This window comes from Streptomyces sp. YIM S03343 (assembly GCF_054729195.1).
Map to the genome: position 1 here is coordinate 8,014,527 of NZ_JBPUKX010000001.1, position 21,079 is coordinate 8,035,605.

Here is a 21,079-nt window from a genome sequence, read left to right on the forward strand (position 1 = left end):
AGATTGCCCCTAAGTTACCGGTATTGAGGCTAGCAGCGTAATACGCACTGGTGCTGCGACCGGAAAGGCTTACGGGCTCGCGACGCCCGGTACGGCACCTCCGCCGCGTTCTCGCATCGACGGAGTACATCCAGTACTCGGGCGATGCACCGCACCGGACGCCGCGAGCCTTCCGGCAAACCTTGCCGGCCACAGCACCAGCTGCGTAACAGGAACAAGGAAAGGTCATATACCACAATGCGTGCGCTGACGTTCTGGGACGTCCAGGACCTCCGGTACGAGACGGTTCCGGATCCGGTCATCGAAAAGCCCACCGAGGCGATCGTGAAAGTCAAGGCGGTGGGGATCTGCGGGTCGGACATCTCACGGTACCGGAAGCTCGGACCGTACGTGCCCGGCACGGTATGGGGGCACGAGTTCTCCGGTGAGGTGATCCAGGCAGGCGACGCCGTGACCAATGTGAAGGTCGGTGACCGGGTCGTCGGAAGCCCCGCGATGGTCTGCAACGAATGCGAGCCGTGCCGGAGCGGAATGCCGTCGCAGTGCGTCGACCTCTCCGCGATCGGCGCCTACGTCCCGGGCGGCTTCGCCGAATACATCAAGGTTCCCTCCGCCAACCTGGTCCGGATGGGCGACACGATGTCCTTCGAGGAGGGCACGCTGGTGGAGCCCTCGACGGTGGTCCTGCACGGCCTGTACCGCACACGGCTGCAGATGGGCTACGAGGTCGGGGTCATCGGCTGCGGGAACATCGGGCTGCTGTCGATCGCGTGGGCGAAGCTCTTCGGAGCGAAGAGGGTGTACGCGTTCGACATCGACGACGCCCAGCTCGAGGCCGCACGCCGGTTCGGCGCGGACGTGACCATCAATACGGCAGACAAGGACTTCCACGAGGAGATCCACAAGCACTGCGACGGCGTCGATCTGGCGATCGAGTCGGCCGGAACGCCGTACACCTCCGCTCGGGTGCTGGGCCTGGCGAAGCGCGCCGGCGAAGTGCTGTACCTGGGCATCCCCTACGGCGACGTGAACTCGCCCAGGTTCTACTTCGAGAAGATCCTCCGCAACGAACTCACCGTGTACGGATCCTGGAGCTGCGTCTCCGGACCCTACCCGGGCAAGGAATGGTTCAACGCGGTCGACCTGATCGGCCAGCGGAAGGTGAGCATCGAGGAGATGATCACCCACCGAGTGAACCTGAGCGACGGCCCCGAGATCTTCAAGAGCATCGTGCAGAGCCACCAGGGCTTCGGGAAGGTCCTGCTCTACCCGGAAGAGAGCAGGTGAGCCCCGTGGAATCCGACGTCATCGTCGAAGAGCTGGCCCAGTCCGTCTCCAGGCTCGATCCTTCAGGCGTGGCCGCGGTGCGCGGCAAACTGCAGTCGCACGACCGGATATTCGTGTACGGGACGGGACGCTCCGGGCTCATGCTCAAGGCGTTCGCGATGCGCCTGATGCAGATCGGCCTGAACTCCTATGTCGTCGGAGAGACCACGACACCGGCAATCCAGCGCGGTGACCTGCTGGTTGTCGCGTCGGCGTCGGGCGAGACCGACAGCGTCTGCCGCGTCGCCGAGTCCGCACTGCGACAGGGAGCCGATCTGGCCGTCATCTCCTCCGTCTCCTCGTCGACGCTCGGCGCCATTCAGCTTCCGGATCTCGTCATCGAATCGCCGACCAAGTATGCGGAATCCGCGGCCAGCATTCAGCCACTCGGCAGCCTGTTCGAACAGATGCTGCTTGTCGTCTTCGATGCCCTCGTGTTGCAGCTGACCTCCGGAAGCGGATCCAGCAACGCCGACATGGCACACCGCCACGCCAGCCTGGAGTAGTCCACCGCACCTCACAGTACGGCACAAGGCCGACTGCACCACCCCCGCCACCGGTTGTTTTGAGCAGAACTGTTTTAGGAGATTTACATGGCTTCCCGTACCGTCGCCATCGCCTCATCCGTCGGGCTGCACGCCCGTCCCGCGTCGGTCTTCGTCCAGGCTGCCAGCGCCACGGGCCTGCCCGTCAAGATCGCCAAGGCCGGCGGCGTTCCGGTTGACGCCCGCAGCATCATCATGGTGATGGCCCTCGGGGCGAAGCACTTGGACGAGGTGGAGCTCACCGCCGAAGGCGAGGGTGCCGTCGCTGCCTTGGACTCCCTCGTCGCATTGCTCTCCCAGGATCTCGAGACCAAGTGAAGGCCCGCCAAGGCGGGTGACTGATGCTCTCAGCAGCACTCCGCTGCATCGACGGCGACGACACGCGTGTGCGCCCGGCCGTGTCGGGAGAGCGCCTTCCAACACGGCCCCGTGATGCCTCTCCCCGGCAACTGCCGCGCAGATCACCGGAATCCCGCTGTCGTCAGGCTGTCGGTGCGGTCGGCGCGCTTCCGGACTCACGGGTCTGGAGTGCGTAACCGCGGTTGGTCACCTACCAGCCGAGAGGATGAGACCCCGGGTCCCGAAAGGTGCCCGGGGTCCGGCGCGCGGGGAGCGGTCAGGGGGTGTCAGGGCGGCTCCAGCTCCTCGGTGCGGTCGTATGTGCACGTGCCGCCCACAGGTCACACCGAGCAGTATCACGGGAGTTCGTTCTCACGACCGGAAGACAGGACATCCACGACCGACACGCCGACTTCCGAAGCCGCTGGGCGGAACAGGCATCTGCTGAGCCAGACCGTGGCCGGACACCGGCACACCCTGAGCGGGCCAATCCAGAGGCGACGGCCGGTCGGATGCTGCTCGGCGTGCTCACCAGCCTGGCTTGTCTCTTGCAGGAGGTCGCGCGCAGGGCAGTGATGCCGTTCCGGGCGCGGGTGTGCGATTACGCCGCAGTGTCCTTCGGCTCGCTGATGCGGCGCGCGGCCTCGACCACCGCCGCACGGTGCAGGGCCAGCCGTTCCGCCGGCCATGCCTGGCTGCCGCTCGTGTCGGCGCCGTCATCCTCGGCGGCCAGGAACCATGCCTGGGCGACCGCGAGCACCATGGTGAGCAGGTCGTCGGGCGCCATCTCCCGGGCCACGTCACCGCGTTGCTGCGCGGCACCCACATCGGCACTCTTCTGGCGGAAAGCCTCAGGTTCCAGTGAGGTGGCGGACGGCCGCTCCAGTTGCTTCCACAGGCGCAGGCGTACCAGCTCCGGCCGCTTGACCAAGTGGTCGAAGATCGAGCCGGCGTAGCCGGGCAGGTCGTCGGCGTCGAACGGCACGGACTCGGCCCCCGCGGCCATGGCCCGCTGCAGCACCTCGTCGAAGAGCTGCTCCTTGTTGCCGAAGTAGACGTAGATGAGCCGCTTGTTCACTCCGGCGCTCTCGGCGATCCGGTCCACACGGGCACCGGCGATGCCGTGGGCGGCGAATTCCGAGAAGGCGGCGTCGAGCAGGCGCGCCTTGGTGAGGCTGGAGTCCCGTGTCATCTACCCCTACCAAGTAACTATCTGGTTATTGACAAGAGCGCCGGCGTGATCTACGTTCTAAGTAACTATCCAGATAGTTACCGACCGGCCTCACCGACCGGCTTTACCGACCGACCCCGGAGAACTCCCATGTCCACACCCCAAACGTTCGGAGCCACCACGACAGCCGCCGAGGTCGTCGACGGTGTCGATCTGCACGGCCGCCGGGCCGTCGTGACCGGTGCCAGTTCCGGCATCGGCGTGGAGACCGTGCGCGCGCTGGCCGCGGCGGGCGCCGACGTCACCCTGGCCGTGCGGGACGCCGACACCGGCGCCGCGGTGGCGGCCCGGATCGCGGCAGACCTGCCCGCAGGCGCGGGGAAGCTGTCCGTCGGCCGGCTCGAACTGTCCGACCGCGGCTCGATCGCGCAGTTCGTCGCGGCGTGGAGCGGCCCGTTGCACATCCTGGTCAACAACGCGGGCGTGATGGCCCCGCCGCAGATCGCCCACACTCCCGACGGCCGGGAATGGCAGTTCGGGGTCAACCACCTGGGGCACTTCGCGCTCACCACCGGCCTGCACCGGGCGCTGGCCGCCGCGGGCGACGCGCGGGTCGTCGCGGTGAGTTCCATCGGCCACCAGTTCTCGCCGGTCGTCTTCGACGACCTCGACTACCGCTTCCGCCCTTATGACCCCTGGACCTCCTACGGACAGTCGAAGACCGCCGTGGCGCTGTTCGCGGTCGGCGCCGCCGAGCGGTGGGCCGGCGACGGCATCACCGCCAACGCGGTGATGCCGGGCAACGTCGGCGACACCGGCCTTGCCCGGCACACCGACATGGAGGCCGTGGCCGGCCTGATCGCCGCCGGGGCTCTCGCCCTGCCGCCGGGCAAGACCGTGGAACAGGGAGCCGCGACCTCGGTGCTGATGGCCGCCTCGCCGACCGTGACCGGGGTCACCGGCCGGTACTACGAGGACTGCGCGCCGGCGGAGATCGTCACGGAGCGCGGCAGCAACATCGCAGGCGTCGCGCCGTACGCGCTGGACCCGGACAACGCGGCACGCCTGTGGACGGTGTCCGAGCAACTCCTCCAGGAGCGGTGACCTCCACCGCACACCGCCCCTCGGCGCGCCGGCGGCCCAACCGGCCGCGCCCTCGACAGGAAGAGCCGTTCCTCAGCCCCGCAGGCGCGGGGAACGGCGCCGATTCGACCCGGGCGGCACGACTCGCCCGGACCATTCCCATGGAGCACTGAGACATCATGAGCAAGGTCTGGTTCATCACCGGTACCTCCCGCGGCTTCGGCCGCGCCTTCGCCGAGTCCGCGCTGGAACGCGGCGACAAGGTCGTAGCCACGGCCAGGAACATCAGCTCGCTGGACGACCTGGTCGCCGAGTACGGCGACGACGCGGTGCTGCCGCTGGCACTGGACGTCACCGACAAGGCCGCCGTCACCGCCGCGGTGATGGCCGCACGCGAAAAGTTCGGCCGCCTCGACGTCGTGGTCAACAACGCGGGCTACGGCATGTTCGGCATGGTCGAGGAGATCACCGAGCAGCAGTTGCGCGACCAGATGGAGACCAATCTGTTCGGCGCGTTCTGGGTGACCCAGGCCGTGCTGCCGGCCATGCGCGAACAGGGCAGCGGCCACATCGTGCAGATCTCGTCGGTCGGCGGCGTTGCCGCGTTCCCGTCGCTGGGTGCCTACCACGCGTCCAAGTGGGCGCTCGAAGGCTTCAGCGAGGCCCTCGCCCAAGAGGTCGGCGGCCTCGGCATCAACGTGACCATCGTCGAGCCCGGCGGCTTCTCCACCGACTGGGGCGGTTCCTCCGCGGCGCACGCTGCGCAGTTGCCCGCCTACGACCACGTCCGCGCGGCCATCGCGGCCCGCCTCGGCGACGCCCGCTACGGCGACCCCTCCGACGCGGCAGCCGCCCTACTGCAGATCGTCGACGCCGAGAACCCGCCGCTGCGGGTGTTCTTCGGAACGGAGCCGATCGAGATCGTCGAACCGCTCTACGCGCAGCGGCTCAAGACCTGGGACGACTGGCGGCACGTGTCCCGCAGCGCACAGGGCTGAGCGGCGACGCCCAGCACACACCAGCCACACACCAGCCACACCCAGCCCCATCGCAGGCCCTGCCCTCAACAGCCTGCAGACCCTCCCAGACCAACGAAACAGCCACAACCTCAGCAACATGCATAACCGAAAGGCACGATTCCGATGACGGATCTGACCGGAAAGACCGCACTGATCACAGGCTCCGCACGAGGCCTCGGCCGGGCGATCGCGCTGCGCTACGCAAGCCTCGGCGCGGACATCGTGGTCAACTACTCCTCCGACAAGGACTCGGCAAAGGCCACCGCGGCCGAGATCGAGCGACTGGGCCGGCAGTCCCTCACAGTTCGGGCGGACGTGTCCTCCGTCGCCGACATCGAGCGGCTCTTCGACGAGGCCACCGCACGGTTCGGGAAGATAGACATCGCCGTCGCCAACGCGGGCGTCGAACAGATCGGCATCGACTTCGTCGACATCACGGAGGAGCAGTTCGACCGGCTGTTCTCGATCAACACCAAGGGCGCCTTCTTCACGCTTCGGGCTGCCGCCCGGCGCGTCGCGGACAACGGCAGGATCATCTACGTCGGTTCGAGCTCGACAGCCGTTCCGTTTGCCCGCGAGGGTCTCTACGGTTCGAGCAAGGCCGCCCCGTGCTACGCCGTCGGGGTTCTTGCACAGGAACTGGCGGACCGGGGTGTGACCGCCAACACGATCCTCCCGACAGCCGTCGAAGCCGCGGGCGTCTTCACCGACTTCGACCCCGACCACCCGATCCGGCAGTTCGTCGCCCGCCCCGGGCGCATCGGCCGCCGCATGGGCACCGTCGACGACGTCGCGGACGCCGCCGAGTACTTCGCATCCGATCTGGCAGCGTGGGTCAGCGGACAGACCCTGCTGGTCACCGGCGGCACGATCCAGTAGTCGCAAGGGCCACAGAATCAGCCGGCCGCGACCGCCATCGTGCGTCCGTGTCGACGGCAGTCGCGGCCGACCGGCTGTTCGAGGCGACGGTTGCGTGGCCGGGGAGGGCTGATCGCCATGCCGCTCATCTCTGCTGTCGGGCGTCAGGGTCTGCACCGCGCAGGTGAGGCGTCATCACTGGATTCGCGTGATCTCGTCGGATTACGCTGGCAGCGCGCCCGGAGGAGAATGAGCGATGGCTGATGGGCCGGGCAGAGTCGGGTTGATCGATCGGCATGACCTGGTCGTCGCCCTGGACCTTGCCGCACGACAGCGAGTGACGATCATCTCGGCGCCGGCGGGCAGCGGGAAGACCTCCTTGTTGCGGTCCTGGGCTGACCAGGCGGGTCAGAAGCGTCCCATCGCCTGCGTCTCGGTAACGCCCGGCCAGCACGATGCCCAGCTGTTCTGGCTCGACCTGGTCGGCGCGGTCCGCGGCGCTCTGAAGAAGGCGGCTGAGCCGCCACAGGCGGCGCCCGGCTTCGACGGCTGCGCCATGGTGGACCGCGTACTGTCCGAACTCGCCGAGACCGACGACCCCATCACACTGGTCATCGACGATCTTCACGAGCTCGACTCGGCGGAGGCCCTCGAACGGCTCACCTCGCTTGTGACCCGCCTTCCCCACCACGCGCACGCGGTCCTCGCCACCCGCCGCGATCTTCCCCTGCGGCTGCACAGGCTGCGTCTCACGGGCGATCTGGCCGAGATCCGCGGACCACAGCTGCGCTTTGCCGAGGCCGAGACCCGCACTCTGCTGGCGGCCTCCGGCCTGGAGCTGCCCGACCACGTCATCGCGACGCTGCAGCAGCGGACCGAAGGCTGGGCCGCCGGCCTGCGGCTCGCTGCGCTCTCCCTTGTCGGCCACCCCGACCCCGAGCGCTTCGTCGCCGAATTCTCAGGCAGCGACCGCACGGTGGCCGAGTATCTGACGGCCGAGATGCTTGAGCGGCAGCCCGAGCACGTCCAGCGGCTGCTCCTGCGCACCTCTGTGCTGGACCGGGTCAATGGCGAGCTCGCGGACCTGCTCACCGGTTCGACCGGGTCGGAGCGGATCCTTCTGGAGCTGGAGGACGCGAACGCGTTCGTCGTGTCGCTCGACCCCGACCGCACCTGGTTCCGCTACCACCACCTGTTCGGCGGCCTCCTGCGGCTGGAACTGCGCCGGACACAGCCCGAGGAGCTGCCTGACCTGCACAGGCTGGCCGCACGCTGGCTGGTGGGGCGAACCCGGATCGCCGACGCCATCGAGCATCTCCAGGCCGCGGGTGACTGGTCCGAGGCGGCACGTTTGCTCACCGACCATGCCCTGAGCCTGACCCTCGACGGCCAAGCGGACACCATCCAGGCGCTGCTGGGTTCCTTCCCCGCCAGGACGTACGAGAACGAGCTGGCCCTGGCATACGCGACCACCGACCTCAACCGGCTCCGTCTGAAGGAGGCGTCTGCCCATCTGGAGATCGCGCGAAGCTCTATCAGGACGATGCCGCCGGACCGCGGCAACCGTCTCACGATGGCGATCGCCTCCCTTGAACTGCTGCTGGCGCGACTGCGCGGCCATTTCGACGGTGTGTTCGAGCTGATGGGCTCGCTGCCGTCGCCCGCGACCGGCCCCTCCAACGCCGACATCGCCCTCGGCAGCGATCTGCGCGCCGACGCGCTGCTCAATCTGGGCGTCACGGAGGCGTGGTTGCTGCGGCTTGCCGACAGCGAACGTCACCTCACGGAGGGCGCCACCCTCGCCCGCGCCATCGAGCGGCCCTACCTGGAGGTCGCCTGCCTCGCACACCTCGGTTTCGCCGCCACCATCCACTCCTTCGGCCTGGCCCGGCGACGCTGCGAGGAGGCGATCACGGTGGCCAGCAGGCACGGCTGGGACGGCCATCCCGTCATCGCCCCCGCGCTGGCGACACTCGCCGGGGCCAAGATCTGGATGGGAGAGTTCGACGACGGCGAACGCTGGCTGGAGCGCGCGACGCGGGCCGGCCGGTCGGGCGTCGAACCGGGGATCCGGCTGCTCCTGCACCTCGTCACCGGGGTACTGCACGCCGCGCGCGGCCGCAACGATCAGGCGCTCGAGGAGTTCGACGCCGCCACGCGGGTGAACGCCCTCATGGTCGGGGAACACGCGTTGGCGGCCCGGGTGGCGTCCTGGACGATCGCCACGCGGGCCCGGCTCGGGTTGCTCGAACAGGCCCGGGCGGGGCTCGCGATGCTCCCGGACCGGCTGCTGGCCAGGGGCGAGCTCTGCAACGCGATCGCGACGCTCCGCCTCGCCGAGCACGACCCCGTCGCCGCCCGAAGCGCACTCGAACCCGTGCTGGACGGAACCGCGCCGGTCAACGCGCATCTCACCCTGATCGAAGCCCACCTCCTGGACGCCCTCGCTCATCACGAACTGGGCGAGGGACATGCGGCAGGAGCTGCCGTCGAGCGGGCACTCACCCTCGCCGAGCGGGACCGGCTGGTCCTCCCGTTCGCCATGACCGGTGCTTGGAGACTGCTGGAAACGCTGCCGACGCGGGGGAGCAGGCACCGTTCACAGATCACCGACATCCTCGACGCCGTGCACGGCTGTGCCAGGCCGGCCAGGCGGCCCGTCGATGCCGACCGGAACCGGGCCGAGCCGCTCAGTCCGAGCGAACTGCGTGTGCTGCGACACCTGCCGACCAACCTCACCCGGCAGGAGATCGCCGACGAGATGACGGTCTCGCTGAACACCGTCAGCACGCACATCCGCAACATCTACACCAAGCTGAATGTCACCGATCGCTCGGCGGCCGTGCAGCGCGCCGGTGAGCTGCGCCTTCTGCCTGTCGGCAGAACCTGAGATCCCGGACAGGGACGGCTGCTACTTCCTGACCGCGTCGCTCGCCGTATGGCGGACGACGGCAACGCCCCAGGGCATGCCGAGCAGGACCACGAGGGCCAGCCCGAGAGGCAGCGGAGCGGGGCGTACGACGGCGAGCGCCAGGCAGAGGACGCCCACGGCGACGCAGGTGCGGGCAACGGGGCGATAGTATGCGCGGTCGCCTCTCCACGCCCGCAGGCTCGCCGCCAGGGCCATCGCCGCGCCGAGTGCGACGACCGTGGCGGCACACAGCGGCCACGCGATGGTGGCCGGGGTGCGCCCGTCGTGGGCGTGCTCGACCAGGCCCGGCATGCTCGCGCCCATGGCGGCGATCGCGGCCGTCAGCGGCAGGTGGGCAAGGACCCAGTGGACGGTCGCCGCACGGGTCGGCCGCGGCGGGCGATGGCCGACGAAGTCGAAGTATGTCCACCACGCGCCGAAACCGATCACGACGGCTACGAGGCCGACGGCGATCACGAGGGCGTCGGCGCGCTCGTGGGCCAGCCCGTCGACCACGCCGGCCACCGTCTCGCCGAGCACGATGATGGTGAACAGGCCGAACCGCTCGATGAGCGCGGGCGTGACGGTGAGGCTGGGGGCCGCCGTCCCGATCATGATGCTGAAGCCCGCGAGGTAGACGAGGTCCAGCAGGAGCCAGACGGTGAGACGGCCGTCGGCCGGCAGCGGGGCTGTCGAGGCCAGCAGGACCGCACAGGCGGCGGTCCCGGCCACGAACGCCTGGCTGGAGCGGCGGTACTCCGCACTCGTGCCACGCACGGCGAGACGCCACACCAGAGCGAGGACCGCGAACAGCACCGCGGCGCTGACCGAGAAGGCGAAGCCGCCCGAGCCGCCGGCCTTCGGGATGAACGCGCCCAGCGGGACCATGGCGAGAATCTGCACGAGCAGCACCGTCCGGCTCCGGGCGTCCTCGCGGCCGTGCAGGTCGTGGTAGAGGCTGCCGTTGAGCCAGGCGATCCAGATCAGCGTGAACACCCCTGCGAACTCCGTGAGCCCGTGCCAGGTCAGCCGTCCCGACAGGCGGTGGGCGGTCTGGCCGACGAGTACGACCACGACCAGGTCGTAGAACAGTTCCAGCGGGCTGACGGCGCGTTCGAGCGCCTGCTCGCCGTGCGGGCGCGGCGGCTGCCACAGCCGGCGGCGCAGCCGCGCCCAGCGTTCGAGTGTCTCGGGCATGATGCGCGTGGGTACGGATCAGATCTGAAGGGGCCGTGTATCGGTCCAGTTGACCAGAAGGCGGCGCTCGGCGAACAGCCATGCTCCCTTCCGTTTGACCATCGTGTCGAGGTAGCGGATCGAGGCGACCAGCATCGTCCGCGACCCGTCGTCGGTTTCCGTCAGATGGTGGGCCAGGCAGTAGGTTTCCCCGGTCGCACGATCGCCTGCCAGATCGATCGTGCTCTGGCCGTTGAAGTGCATGGTGACGGCGTAGGCGTTGAGCGCGTCGAAGACCGGCGCCAGCGACTCGCGGTCGTGCAGTTCCTGCGTGGGACCGGGGTCCCTCGCGTCCATGTACACCACAAAGTGGGTGTCCTCGGTGAACAGTGCCATCTGCCCCTTGGCATCCCGTCGGTCGGCGCAGTGCGCGTAGGCGTCGACCAGTTCGCGCAGGGCGAGCCGGTCGGCGGCCTCCGCCTCGGTGACTGACCTGTGGATACTCACGGCGACATCTCCTTCGCAACTTCTGGCGCCAACAGTGGGCGCCCCCCTTCATAGTTGCCGCCGGGCAGGTGAAAAGTCCTCACCGGATTCCGGTGATTCCCGTCGGCCGGCCTTGCTGTCCGTACGTACTACGCCCCGAGCCGGGTGATCTGGTCCGTCCGCAGGATGCGTGGTCCGGAACCATCGAGCCGGGCAACAGCGATCATCGCCCGCCCCAGGTGCTCGGTGCTGGTCACATAGCGAGGTGCCACGCGGCGCAGGAGCGGATAGAGCCAGGACGTGAGCCGGTAGAACAGCCGGTACCACCGTGTGCCGGAGGTCTCCCCATGGACGGGCTGGATCCACCCGGGACGGAAGGCGTAGGCGCGCATGTCCATGGCCATCAGCGCATTCTCCGTCCGGCCCTTCACCCGGGCCCAGAAGACGCGCCCCCGCTCCGTGCTGTCGGTGCCTTCCCCTGACACGTACACGAATGTCACGTGCGGATTGCCGGCGGCCACTACTCGCGCGGCCTCGAGGGTGTAGTCGTACGTGATCCTCTCGTACTCCTCGGGGCTGTGCCCCGCCGACGACACTCCGAGGCAGTAGAAACACGCGTCCGCCCCTGACAGCTCCGCCGCGACCGGGGTGAGATCGGAGAGGTCGGCGTGCCGTACTTCGCGAAACTTCGGCGCGTTCTTGCCGAGTGGTCGTCGTACGACAGCGATGACTTCGGTCACCTCCGGTTCTTCCAGGCACGCGCGTAGGACACCTTGGCCGACCATGCCTGATGCCCCGAAGAGAACCACCTTCACGTCGACTCCGTTCCGGGTTTTCGTAGCTGCGGGAGAACCTGCCGCAGGATGACCTCGGACGTCACTCGGACTTCCGCAGGCGAGAACAGGACCACTTCCCTCGGGCTTGTACGGCCCGACCGAAATGAGGTACTGCCGCGACCGTGTCCAGAGTCGCCGCCGGACAGGTGAAAGGTCGTCACCGGAGTCCGGTGATCTTTCCAGAGGGCCACGTGCCCGGCTATCACGGTTACGTACGAGTGGTAGACGTCGGGCCGGGCGGCCGCGAACACCGCCCGCGTCGCTTGCCGGGTCGGCCCCAGGCGCCGCCGCCGGGTGATACCCGTGATGCGATGCACGCGCATCAGCCGCTCGACCTCATGCGGCAGGAGCAACCGCGCGTGGGTGGGTCCGAACCGCCCGGCGGTGCCGGCCGGTTCACCTCCGGGCGATGGCGGCGCGGCAGCCCAGGCACACGCCGCGACGGGGACCGCCGGGCGGGGGCGGGGGCGGATGGGTCATGATGCGCAGGCTCCGCTCCGTCCTGACGAGGACCGTCGGCGAGGTCGATCACCGTCGAGGACGAGGCCGGCTGCACCTTGCGGCGCGGGGGCCTGAGGCCGAGCCCCCCTTCGCTGCCTCGGCGTCGGGCGGCGGTCAACGCGATGCTGCTGCCCAGAGTCGACCTGCCGGTGGGACTGCTGAATGTGCTCACCTGTACCGGCGCCGAGCAGGCGTTCACCTCCGTCGAGGACCGCCGGGTCGGCAGACTCCGGAAGGAGAAGGCGACGATCCGGTCCCGGATGGGATGGGAACGACACCTTCCGAGGCCGCGGTCAGTTCTTCAGGGCGATCAGTTCGCCAGCGCCGGTGAAGGCCACTGCGTTCAGCAGCAGGTACATCGCTGGCCCCATCATGTGCTTCCGCATGAGCACCCGTGCCGTCTGGGGGTTTCCGTCCTCGTACACCACTTGAACCTCAAGCCCCATCTCCAGGTTCATCCCGGTCCCGCGCATCGCGGGCGAGAACTCCACGCGGTGTCCCTGCTGGTCGACAAAGGCGATGACCGGTACCCAGTTGTGGCCGTCGGAATAGTCGTCCCGCGTGTTGTCGACCACGACGCCCTGGGTGCGAAGACCGGCCCTCTGCAGCCGCCGCACCACGACCGCCTCCCGTACCGCTAAGCCGAGCAGCAGCAGGGCAACCGCACCGCACATCGCCACACCCAACGAATTGCTCACCGTCGACTGCCCTTTCCGCTTCGTCCGGCATTCCGAGTCCTCGCACACGGGGGGTGCAGCACCCCAGAGACCGGTTACGGACCCGGACGCCTGACTCCCGGAGCGCCGGATCATCTCGCAGTCCACACCAGGCCCACGATCCGTCAGATACGCCCTAGGTTCGTCGGCCGGGAAGCCGGAACGACTGGGTTCGTTGTCAAACGCCTCGATTGGATGACAGCGGACACCACGCATCCTGGCGGCCCTTGAGGAGTTCAGCTCGGAGATCCGCAGCGAGTTGCGGCTCCCCTGTCCGCGTCATGGACGACTGCTTCCCTGGTACCGGCCGGAAGCCGCCTGGCCGGGGCCGGACCGGTGTGGCAGCCTGAAACGCATGAGCCCCGAGGGACTGCCTGGTGTGAGCAATCCTGTCGAGGTGCTGCGACCACAGGCCCGGCAGCGATGCCGGGTCGACTGCGTACACACGGGAGAACCGGCCCGTCATCAGGACGAGTTCCGTGTGACGGTCACGAACACCTCGAACGCCCCGGTGCGGCGCTGGGCGGTGTCGTTCGCGCTGCCCGCCGGCTGCCACGCGTACGGACAGGGGACCGGGTTCGACATCACCCCGGAGCCCCGAGCGGCGGGCGAACTCCCGGCGCTGTTCGAGGTGGATTGCCTCGGTGACGTCTACACGTGCGCGGCCACATGGCATCTCGCGCCCGGCGCGCAGGCGTCCCTCCTGATCACCGTCCACGGCCCGGACCCCGCCGTCCGGCCATGCGGGCCGCAGCAGCTGAACGTTCTCTCGTAAGCGTGTGCGTACCGTCCGACGAGTACCGGCACGAAATTCACGGACCCGGCTGTCATGGAGCCTGCCCCCTGCAGCCCGGACCGCAGCATGGACCGCTGCCGGACCGTGCCGCTGCAGCGGGACCGCAGACACCGTGATCCCTGAGAGGACTGGGCCGGGCACCGCAGGTCATCTTCGTACACTCTTGCGATTGGCCTGCTCGGCACCGCATATGTTGACGTTGGCCGCGCGTGCCTTCGCGCTCCTGGTGACGTGGCCCGACCTCGCCGAAGTCGAGCCGAGCTGCGGCACGGGCCGGGCGCTCGGCTGCGCCCAGGGCGAGATCGCCCACTTCCATTCCGGCCGGCACTTCGACCTGCACCTCACGGCGCGGGGCGTGAGGCGGTTCCGCGAGGATCTGGAGGCGACCACCGCCGTCCGGACGGTTTCCGGCTCGCCGTGGGTGACGGTGCGCCTGGAGGTCGCGACGGACGTCGATCTGCTGATGACTCTGGTCAGTCTTGCTCTGCAGGCTCATCAGGCGTGGCCGGTTCCCGCTCAGGACCCGCCGACCATGTGCAATGACCGCCGCAACGGGGTACTCCCGCATGGGCATCTCGGCACAGACTGAGAAGCACTCTTCCGGGCAGGTGGCACTGTGGCCGACCAGAAACGCGAAGAAGAAGCCGTCCGCGCGGTCGCGGACCGTCTGAGGGACACTTTCCACACCACGCGCAGCGCGGCCCAGGTCGAGGAAGCCGTGACCAGGGCACACGCCTCCTTCGACGGCCGGCCGGTACGAGAGTTCGTTCCCGTGCTGGTCGAACGCAAGGCCCGGGCCCTCCTCAACGAGGCTTCCTCAGAGAAGGAACACTACGCTCCGTAGTTAGTGCCGCCCGCCCGGACAGCGGCCAGGCCGACGCCGCACCTGCTTCGGCCAGTCGGCACCCGGGAACGGCGCGGCGTCGGCCGCGGCGACCCAGCTGGGCCTGACCGGGCGAGAACGTCCCCACAGGAGAGCGACCTGATCGAGGCCGGGGTCTCGCCCGCAGGAGCAGCACTGTCGGCCGCGGGGAGGGCGGCTTACGGACTGCGGATTCGGCGCTGTTCCCCGGAGCGTGTATCCCCGGCGGGGCCGCCGCCTCTCACACCTTCCTGGGAACCTTGCGTGTCCAGGTGGCCACCCGGCACAGCGCCTTGTGCATGCCGTCGGCGGTCGGGTCGAACATCAGCGGGCAGCCGCCGTCGATCACGGTGATCCCGTGCTTGCGGCCGTACTCGGTGGCGGCGGCGGAGACGCTGCCGGTTCCGAACAGGCGGTGCATCCACACGTGCTTGATGCCGAGTTCGGCGCACTCCCGCATGGTCTGCTCCGCGGTCTCCGGTCTGGTGCCGATCAGCACCGCCTCGACACCGCCGGGGACCGACGCCAGGTCCGGGTAGCACGGATCGCCTTCGACCCGGTCCGCATGGGGGTTGATCGCGAACACCTCGTAGCCGCGCTCCCGCAGACGCTGGTACATGCCGTTGGAGCCGTGTCCTTGCGGGTTCCTGGAGACGCCGGTCACCGCGATGCGTTTGTTGGCCAGGAAATCCGATGCGGCCTGTTTGGTCGTGACCACGACTGCCTCCCCACGTGCCGGGATGCCTTACGGCTCCACAACTGGACGGATCTTCTCCTCCCCTTAACCTGTGCCCGCGATCGGCCGCTGTCCAGGGCCGGCCGTCACCCTCCTGGACGGCATGGGGCCCCAGGCCCGCAGCCGTGGCGAGCAGCGCCCTCCTGCGCTCGCCGGGCGGTGGCGGAGGCCGCATGCCGTGTCAAGAGCCGAGGGCACCGCTGTGTACGCGCATACCCGTATGCGGATCGGGTACATCTGCGTGGTCCGGGCGCGTCTGCACGGTTTGACTGGCGTGCGCCGGGACAGACGTCCGTGCCCTGCCCCCTATGTCAGGAGTGACCATGGCAACCATCAGGAACATCGTCCTCGTGCACGGTGGCTTCGTGGACGGATCGGGCTGGCAGGGGGTCTACGACCACCTGAGTGCCGACGGGTACAAGGTGGCCGTCGTGCAGAACCCGACCCTGTCGCTGGCCGGCGACGTCACCGCCACTCACCAGGTTCTCGACGGCCTGGACGGCCCGGCCGTGCTGGTCGGCCACTCCTACGGCGGTGTCGTCATCACCGAGGCCGGCCACCACCCCCGCGTCGCGGCGCTCGCCTACATCGCCGCCTTCGCGCCGGACAAGGGCGAATCGGTCAGCTCCCTGATCGCCGACCCGCCGCCCGGGGCACCGGTCCCGCCCATCCTGCCACCCCAGAACGGGTTCCTGTTCCTGGACCGGGACCAGTTCGCGGCATCCTTCGCCGCCGACGTGCCCGAGAAACTGGCGGAGTTCATGGCCGACTCGCAGGTCCCCTGGGGCGTTGAAGCCCTCGAAGGGGCCGTCTCCAAACCGGCCTGGCGGATCAAGCCGTCCTGGTACCTGGTCGCCACCGACGACCGCATGATCCCGCCGCCCGCCCAGCGCGTCATGTCCGAACGGGCCGGGGCCACCGCCAGCGAGACCCCCGGCAGCCACGCCGTCTACGTCTCCCACCCGGCCGTCGTGGCCGCCCTCATCACCAAGGCCGCGCAAGCCGTCGGCGGCCAGCCCTAGCGGACGAGGGCCTCGGACACGGCCCACAGGCGGGCTGGGTTGTCCGGGGCTAGGTGTATTGACCCGCAGGGTTGTTCACACGGCTGATCGGTGGCTGGCCTTCGAGTGCGGTGTGGCAGCGGTGGTGGTTGTAGGTGTGCAAGAAGTCTGTCAGGGCGGCGGTGCATTCGTCGTTGCTGGTGTAGGGCCGCAGGTAGGCCCACTCCTCGAGCAGGGTTCGGTTGAAGCGTTCGACCTTGCCGTTGGTTGTGGCCGGTAGATGCGGGTGAGCTTGCCGACCGCGCCCAGGTCGGCAAGCGCCTCGCGCCAGGCGGAGCTCTTGCGGTAGGCCCAGGCGTTGTCGGTCAGGACGCGTTCGATGCGGCTGATGCCGAAGGCGGCGAAGAAGGCTGCCGCCCGCCGCAGGAAGGCCGCGCAGGTGGCGGCCTTCTCGTCGGCGTGGACCTCGCTGTAGGCCAGGCGGCTGTGGTCGTCGACTGCGGAGTGGACGTAGTCGAAGCCGGTGGTGCGGCGGCGGTCGGGGCAGGCGACCATGCGCACCGGCATGGCGATGTCGGGGGTGTCGCCGTCGGTGACACTCAGCAACCGGTAGTCCTTGGCGGGCCTGCTGGGACCCGTGAAGCCGAGATCGACCACAGCCATTCTCCGAAGATCAGCCCGAGGGCGTGGTGTTGGGTCATCCGGCAGGAGCGTCACAGCGGCCAGATGCCTCGGCGGCGCCGGCTGCCGGTACACCCCAGCGATTCCTGGCCCCGGCCCGCGCCAGACCCTGTGCGGGAAGACTCCGGCCGCCGGTGCGGGAGCGTGTACTCCGTCCGTGTCTGCCGCGCCGGGCCTACGTACCGGCCGCACCCGGGTCGACCGGCTACTGGGTGGCCTGGCCGGAGCCGGTCATCCGGGCGCGGTTCTCCGCGAGGACTTCCTGCACCTTGTGCTCGACCTCCGCCGGGTCGACGCCCAGGGCGCGGCCCATGTGGATCGACCACACCTCCGAGCGCACGTTGGTCTCGAAGTCGAGGTCGGCGCGGACGTTCTCGCGAGCGGCCTGGCGGTTCTGGCTCACCATCACGAAGGTGGACAGGAAGATCGCCTCCAGGCTGACGATCATCGTGAGCAGCCCGAAGGGGAAGGGATCCCAGATGGCCCCCTGGCCGAACGCGCCTTCGTTGCAGACGATCCAGACCGTGAACCACGCCGCGTGGATGTAGACGAACAGCATGGTGCCGGCGAAGGCGGTGATCGCGTCCGCGATCCGGTCCTCGGTCCCGCGTATCCGCGCGAGCACATCCTGCTCGTGCCGCATCCGCAGAGCCGGGCCCCCCGTGTTCCCCGGACCACCGGGCCCTCTCGCCACACCGCCCATGCCCACTCCCGACCGCCGCCCACGTGCACCGGTTGACAGCGTACGGGCGGGCAGGTTCCACGCCCGCGACGACCGACGGTGGACACACCCGAATACTTCGCGCAGTGGAACTGCGCCGGGGCCAGGTCCCGTCAGTGTTCCGCGACCTCGTCGGCCGCAACCTCCTCGTAGTGGTGTCGGTTCGGGAACGCCACGGCGCAGTGTGGGCCCAGGCCACGGCCCGCGCCCAGCGACCTATTCCAGGAAGCCGAGAGACGTGTCCGGTCTGCATTTCGAGCACGCTGGCACCTGCTGACGCAGCGCATCGAGGGCCTGGGCCCGGGTCGCCCCCATGTGCCGCTTGCCGGGGTCCCAGCAGTCGCCTCTGTGCACGGCGACGACGTTGGCGGGGTTCAAAACCGTGCTCGATCAGCCACTCCGCAGGGGGCGGGCGACGTTCCTCGTGCCCGCCGCCTGCGAGGGCATCGAGGTGCCCAACACCCTCACCTACACGACCGAAGACCCCATGGACATTCCACCTGCGGCCAGGTCTCCTTCACCCAGCCCGCCACGGCCTCCTCGTCACGCTCGACCGCTCGGCGGGCCGGGGCCTGGTGCAGGAGGCCCTGGTGCCGTGACCGCGCGCACGTCGGATTCCCCGTACGCCGCTCTCACCGCTGCCGACCTTCCCGTGCTGAGCACTGCACCCCGTGCCGAGCAGGAGCAGGCGTTCGCCGTGACCGTGCTCCGTAACGCGAAGGTGCGAGCCGTTCTCGAACGCCTTGCCGCGTTGGACCTCCCTCCGTGGTACCTGACCGCACCTGTTCTTCTCCTGCTCTGTGCCCAGCGGCCAGATCTGCACGCTGTTCCGGAAAGAAGCCAAGGGGACAGTCCTCACCGAGGACCCCTACCCCTCGTGCACCGTGGCCGTCGACGAGGACGCATTCACTTCAGCGACCTGCACTCCGTCGTGCCACTGGTCAAAGGCGAATGATGACAAAGGCGATGTCGTCGGGTGCGCCACCAGCGACGTCGAGGCGGTCCAAGAGTGCGTCGGCCAGGAGGTCGGGGGAGAGGGTCGGGTCTTGGGCCAGGGCTGTGCTCAGGCGTTGCAGGCCGGTGTCGATGTCCTCGTCGCGGCGTTCGATGAGGCCGTCGGTGTACATCACGAGGGTGTCTCCCGGGGTGTAGGCGAGGCCGGCCTGGGGGCGGGGAACGTGGTGCTCGCGTGCGCCCAGTGGCGGATCCGTGGCCTTGTCGAGCAGTTCGCACGTCCCGTCGGTGTGGAGCAGGATCGGCGGGGGATGCCCGGCGTCGCTGTAGATGATCAGCTTGCTGCGTGTGTCGATGAGGACTTTGACCGCGGTTGCGGCCATCGCGCCGTCGACGGAGCGGGCATACAGGCTGACGATCTCCAGGGCCTGGGCGGGGCTGGGGATGGCGCGGATGACGGCGCTCAGGGCGCTGCGGAGCATGCCCATGACGGCCGCGGCGGGCAGACCGTGGCCGACGACGTCTCCGACCGCCACGGCGTAGCGGTCGGGTGGCAGGTCGACGACGTCGTACCAGTCGCCGCACACGTTCAGTGACGCGGTCGCCGGCCGGTAGCGCACGGTGATGTTGTCGTGCCGGTCCAGGTCAGGGACGGAGAGCATGGCTTCCTGCAGGGTGACGGCGACCTGCCGTTCGCGGGCATGGGCCTGACGCAATTCCAGGTTCAGCCGGTCCAGCTCGCTGGCCCGCGCGTACAGCTCGGCTGCCATGTCCTTCGACCGGTCGGTCAACTCCTCGCTGAGCTGACGTTCCTGGGGTGAGCGGACGAAGGCCGTGACGTCCTCTACCTGCTGGATGATCCACTTCACTTTGCCGTCCGGTCCGGAGAGCGGGGTGTGGATCACGGACCACCATCGCTCCTCGAACCCGCCCGGCTGGTCGGGGCGGGGAAGGTCGTACCGCTGCAGCACCACGGTTTCCGGCTTCCCGGTGTCCAGAAGCCGGTGCAGGGACGCTCTCAGGTTCCGTACTGCGTCGAGGCGGATGCCGGGATTTTCCGGCAGGACGTCGAAGAAGTACTTCCCGATCAACTCGTCCTTGGTCCGGCCGGCGGTCCTCAGACATGCAGGGTTGACGTAGCGGATCACCAGGTCCGCGTCCAGCACCAGGTACGGGCTTGGTGTCGCGTCGAAGAACGCCGTGAAATCGATATCCGCTGTCATCACGCGCTCCCCCTTGGCTTGCGAGCGCGACCGCCTGCCCTGTCAATCTACGAGCGATCCAGTGTCCGTGCTCGCCCGCTTCCATTCGCCGGCACCGTGCACCTGACCGAGTCACGAAGACGCTGCCGAAGCTGTGCGAGCGCACTGCGAGCAACGTACGGTGATCGCGCGATGCGGCATCCCGGGCGACGGCACCCGCACACCGGATCTCACTCGGCCATCTCCGTCCTCGCCAGGCGATAGGAGGCCGGGCGGGGTGACGATGGAGGGGAACCGATCCGTCCCCTCGGAAGGGTGAGCGGGTATGACACCTCCCTCCGATTCCCCATCGGGCACCGGCGCTGCACCCCAGCACGGCACCGAGCCACCAGACGCCTTCCTCGGCGGAAGCCTGGCGGCCTTGGCGAACATGGGCTGGCAGATCCTTCTCACCACGGGCCTGGCTGCCATCGCCCTCGGCGTCGTGGTCCTTGCCTGGCCGGAGGAGACACTGCGTGTCGTCGGCGTGCTCTTCGGCATCTATCTGCTGGTCATCGGTGTCTTCCAGCTGGCCGCCGCCTTCGGCACGCATATTCCCGGGCATCTTCGGGCGCTGCATTTCCTCACGGGCGCGCTATCCGTCCTGCTCGGGCTGATCTGCTTCCGCAGCACCCTGCAGTCGATCCTGCTGCTCGCCCTGTGGATCGGCTTCAGCTGGCTGCTGCGCGGGACCATGGTCACGGCCACGGCCGCCTCCGCCCCGGACACGCCGGCACGCGGCTGGATGCTCTTCACCGGGATCATCGGCATGCTGGCGGGCATCGTGCTGATCGTCTCGCCCTTCACCTCAATCGGCGCGCTCACCTTGGCGGCGGGCATCATGGCCATCGTCCTCGGCGTGATCGAGGTGTTCCACGCCATCAGGATGCGCATCGAAGTCGGCCGTCTCGCTCCCGGGACCACCGCCAAGCGGCGGCCTGCGTTCCGCTCCCAGCCGCACCCTCAGCACTGAGCGCGGCACAGACTCCGGCCGCCCCGCTGCTGCAGCGTCCGCCGTACCGGGCGTCTGCGGCAGACAGCAGCTGCTCAGCTGCCCGCAGCGCACGGACGCGCCGCTAACCGGCGCTGCTCAGTACCGCCGCCACGCCGTCAGGAGGCA

At 68.9% G+C, this 21,079-nt stretch carries 21 protein-coding genes and 2 pseudogenes; 12 read left to right on the forward strand and 11 right to left on the reverse strand.

What is annotated here, in order from left to right; all coding sequences use genetic code 11:
• The first annotated feature begins 237 nt into the window (after nucleotides 1–237).
• The 3 genes from ACSYGN_RS35495 to ACSYGN_RS35505 all read left to right on the forward strand — a co-directional run bounded on the left by ACSYGN_RS35495 (nucleotide 238) and on the right by ACSYGN_RS35505 (nucleotide 2,189).
• Complete coding sequence (locus ACSYGN_RS35495) at nucleotides 238–1,287, forward strand: galactitol-1-phosphate 5-dehydrogenase (RefSeq protein WP_460403042.1); 1,050 nt, start codon at nucleotides 238–240, stop codon at nucleotides 1,285–1,287.
• A gap of 5 nt (nucleotides 1,288–1,292) precedes the next feature.
• Nucleotides 1,293–1,832, forward strand: coding sequence for a 6-phospho-3-hexuloisomerase (gene hxlB, locus ACSYGN_RS35500; protein WP_460403044.1), 540 nt, complete (start codon nucleotides 1,293–1,295; stop codon nucleotides 1,830–1,832).
• Between the two features lie 87 nt (nucleotides 1,833–1,919).
• Nucleotides 1,920–2,189, forward strand: a complete 270-nt coding sequence (locus ACSYGN_RS35505; RefSeq protein ID WP_460403046.1) for an HPr family phosphocarrier protein — start codon at nucleotides 1,920–1,922, stop codon at nucleotides 2,187–2,189.
• Nucleotides 2,190–2,811: 622 nt separating this feature from the next.
• Here ACSYGN_RS35505 and ACSYGN_RS35510 read toward each other — a convergent pair.
• Nucleotides 2,812–3,402: a TetR family transcriptional regulator gene (locus ACSYGN_RS35510; protein ID WP_460403048.1), complete on the reverse strand. Its 591-nt coding sequence runs from the start codon at nucleotides 3,400–3,402 to the stop codon at nucleotides 2,812–2,814.
• Nucleotides 3,403–3,531: 129 nt separating this feature from the next.
• Here ACSYGN_RS35510 and ACSYGN_RS35515 point away from each other — a divergent pair, with 129 nt between their 5' ends.
• The 4 genes from ACSYGN_RS35515 to ACSYGN_RS35530 all read left to right on the forward strand — a co-directional run bounded on the left by ACSYGN_RS35515 (nucleotide 3,532) and on the right by ACSYGN_RS35530 (nucleotide 9,231).
• Nucleotides 3,532–4,485, forward strand: coding sequence for an SDR family NAD(P)-dependent oxidoreductase (locus ACSYGN_RS35515; protein WP_460403050.1), 954 nt, complete (start codon nucleotides 3,532–3,534; stop codon nucleotides 4,483–4,485).
• Nucleotides 4,486–4,643: 158 nt separating this feature from the next.
• Nucleotides 4,644–5,462: an SDR family oxidoreductase gene (locus tag ACSYGN_RS35520; protein ID WP_460403052.1), complete on the forward strand. Its 819-nt coding sequence runs from the start codon at nucleotides 4,644–4,646 to the stop codon at nucleotides 5,460–5,462.
• Nucleotides 5,463–5,606: 144 nt separating this feature from the next.
• A complete protein-coding gene (locus ACSYGN_RS35525; protein ID WP_460403054.1) occupies nucleotides 5,607–6,362 on the forward strand; it encodes an SDR family oxidoreductase in 756 nt (251 codons plus the stop codon).
• A gap of 235 nt (nucleotides 6,363–6,597) precedes the next feature.
• Nucleotides 6,598–9,231 carry a LuxR C-terminal-related transcriptional regulator gene (locus tag ACSYGN_RS35530; RefSeq protein WP_460403056.1) on the forward strand — a complete coding sequence of 878 codons (2,634 nt, stop codon included), beginning with the start codon at nucleotides 6,598–6,600 and terminating at the stop codon, nucleotides 9,229–9,231.
• A 21-nt stretch (nucleotides 9,232–9,252) separates the two neighbouring features.
• Here ACSYGN_RS35530 and ACSYGN_RS35535 read toward each other — a convergent pair whose 3' ends face one another.
• The 4 genes from ACSYGN_RS35535 to ACSYGN_RS35550 form a co-directional block, all read right to left on the reverse strand.
• Nucleotides 9,253–10,449 carry a low temperature requirement protein A gene (locus tag ACSYGN_RS35535; protein ID WP_460403058.1) on the reverse strand — a complete coding sequence of 399 codons (1,197 nt, stop codon included), beginning with the start codon at nucleotides 10,447–10,449 and terminating at the stop codon, nucleotides 9,253–9,255.
• A gap of 18 nt (nucleotides 10,450–10,467) precedes the next feature.
• Nucleotides 10,468–10,935, reverse strand: coding sequence for a nuclear transport factor 2 family protein (locus ACSYGN_RS35540; RefSeq protein ID WP_460403060.1), 468 nt, complete (start codon nucleotides 10,933–10,935; stop codon nucleotides 10,468–10,470).
• Between the two features lie 128 nt (nucleotides 10,936–11,063).
• Nucleotides 11,064–11,729 (reverse strand): NAD(P)H-binding protein, encoded by a 666-nt coding sequence (locus ACSYGN_RS35545; protein ID WP_460403062.1) that lies wholly within the window; start codon nucleotides 11,727–11,729, stop codon nucleotides 11,064–11,066.
• A gap of 815 nt (nucleotides 11,730–12,544) precedes the next feature.
• Nucleotides 12,545–12,949: a DUF3592 domain-containing protein gene (locus tag ACSYGN_RS35550; RefSeq protein ID WP_460403971.1), complete on the reverse strand. Its 405-nt coding sequence runs from the start codon at nucleotides 12,947–12,949 to the stop codon at nucleotides 12,545–12,547.
• Nucleotides 12,950–13,448: 499 nt separating this feature from the next.
• Here ACSYGN_RS35550 and ACSYGN_RS35555 point away from each other — a divergent pair, with 499 nt between their 5' ends.
• From ACSYGN_RS35555 to ACSYGN_RS35565, 3 genes are all read left to right on the forward strand, one after another.
• Nucleotides 13,449–13,742 (forward strand): hypothetical protein, encoded by a 294-nt coding sequence (locus ACSYGN_RS35555; RefSeq protein WP_460403064.1) that lies wholly within the window; start codon nucleotides 13,449–13,451, stop codon nucleotides 13,740–13,742.
• A 211-nt stretch (nucleotides 13,743–13,953) separates the two neighbouring features.
• Nucleotides 13,954–14,352, forward strand: coding sequence for a luciferase domain-containing protein (locus ACSYGN_RS35560; RefSeq protein WP_460403066.1), 399 nt, complete (start codon nucleotides 13,954–13,956; stop codon nucleotides 14,350–14,352).
• A gap of 27 nt (nucleotides 14,353–14,379) precedes the next feature.
• Complete coding sequence (locus ACSYGN_RS35565; RefSeq protein ID WP_460403068.1) at nucleotides 14,380–14,607, forward strand: three-helix bundle dimerization domain-containing protein; 228 nt, start codon at nucleotides 14,380–14,382, stop codon at nucleotides 14,605–14,607.
• Between the two features lie 259 nt (nucleotides 14,608–14,866).
• Here the strand turns inward: ACSYGN_RS35565 and ACSYGN_RS35570 are convergent, their stop codons facing one another.
• Nucleotides 14,867–15,343 (reverse strand): CoA-binding protein, encoded by a 477-nt coding sequence (locus ACSYGN_RS35570; RefSeq protein ID WP_460403070.1) that lies wholly within the window; start codon nucleotides 15,341–15,343, stop codon nucleotides 14,867–14,869.
• Nucleotides 15,344–15,684: 341 nt separating this feature from the next.
• Between ACSYGN_RS35570 and ACSYGN_RS35575 the strand changes: the two genes are divergently transcribed.
• Nucleotides 15,685–16,383 (forward strand): alpha/beta fold hydrolase, encoded by a 699-nt coding sequence (locus ACSYGN_RS35575; protein ID WP_460403072.1) that lies wholly within the window; start codon nucleotides 15,685–15,687, stop codon nucleotides 16,381–16,383.
• A gap of 49 nt (nucleotides 16,384–16,432) precedes the next feature.
• Here ACSYGN_RS35575 and ACSYGN_RS35580 read toward each other — a convergent pair.
• The 5 genes and pseudogenes from ACSYGN_RS35580 to ACSYGN_RS35600 form a co-directional block, all read right to left on the reverse strand.
• Nucleotides 16,433–16,971 (reverse strand): annotated as a pseudogene (locus ACSYGN_RS35580) (integrase core domain-containing protein); the annotation flags it as partial.
• Nucleotides 16,972–17,248: 277 nt separating this feature from the next.
• Nucleotides 17,249–17,686, reverse strand: a complete 438-nt coding sequence (locus ACSYGN_RS35585) for a DUF1003 domain-containing protein (RefSeq protein WP_460403074.1) — start codon at nucleotides 17,684–17,686, stop codon at nucleotides 17,249–17,251.
• 294 nt (nucleotides 17,687–17,980) lie between these two features.
• A complete protein-coding gene (locus ACSYGN_RS35590; protein ID WP_460403941.1) occupies nucleotides 17,981–18,079 on the reverse strand; it encodes a DUF6233 domain-containing protein in 99 nt (32 codons plus the stop codon).
• 173 nt (nucleotides 18,080–18,252) lie between these two features.
• Nucleotides 18,253–18,360: pseudogene (locus ACSYGN_RS35595) on the reverse strand (winged helix-turn-helix domain-containing protein); the annotation flags it as partial.
• Between the two features lie 345 nt (nucleotides 18,361–18,705).
• The gene (locus ACSYGN_RS35600) at nucleotides 18,706–19,941 is read right to left on the reverse strand and encodes a PP2C family protein-serine/threonine phosphatase (protein ID WP_460403076.1); all 1,236 of its coding nucleotides are present in this window, start codon (nucleotides 19,939–19,941) and stop codon (nucleotides 18,706–18,708) included.
• Between the two features lie 304 nt (nucleotides 19,942–20,245).
• On the opposite strand from ACSYGN_RS35600, the gene ACSYGN_RS35605 reads away from it, so the two are divergent.
• Entirely contained in the window at nucleotides 20,246–20,932 is a 687-nt protein-coding gene (locus ACSYGN_RS35605; protein WP_460403078.1) for an HdeD family acid-resistance protein, read from the forward strand.
• Nucleotides 20,933–21,079 lie beyond the last annotated feature (147 nt).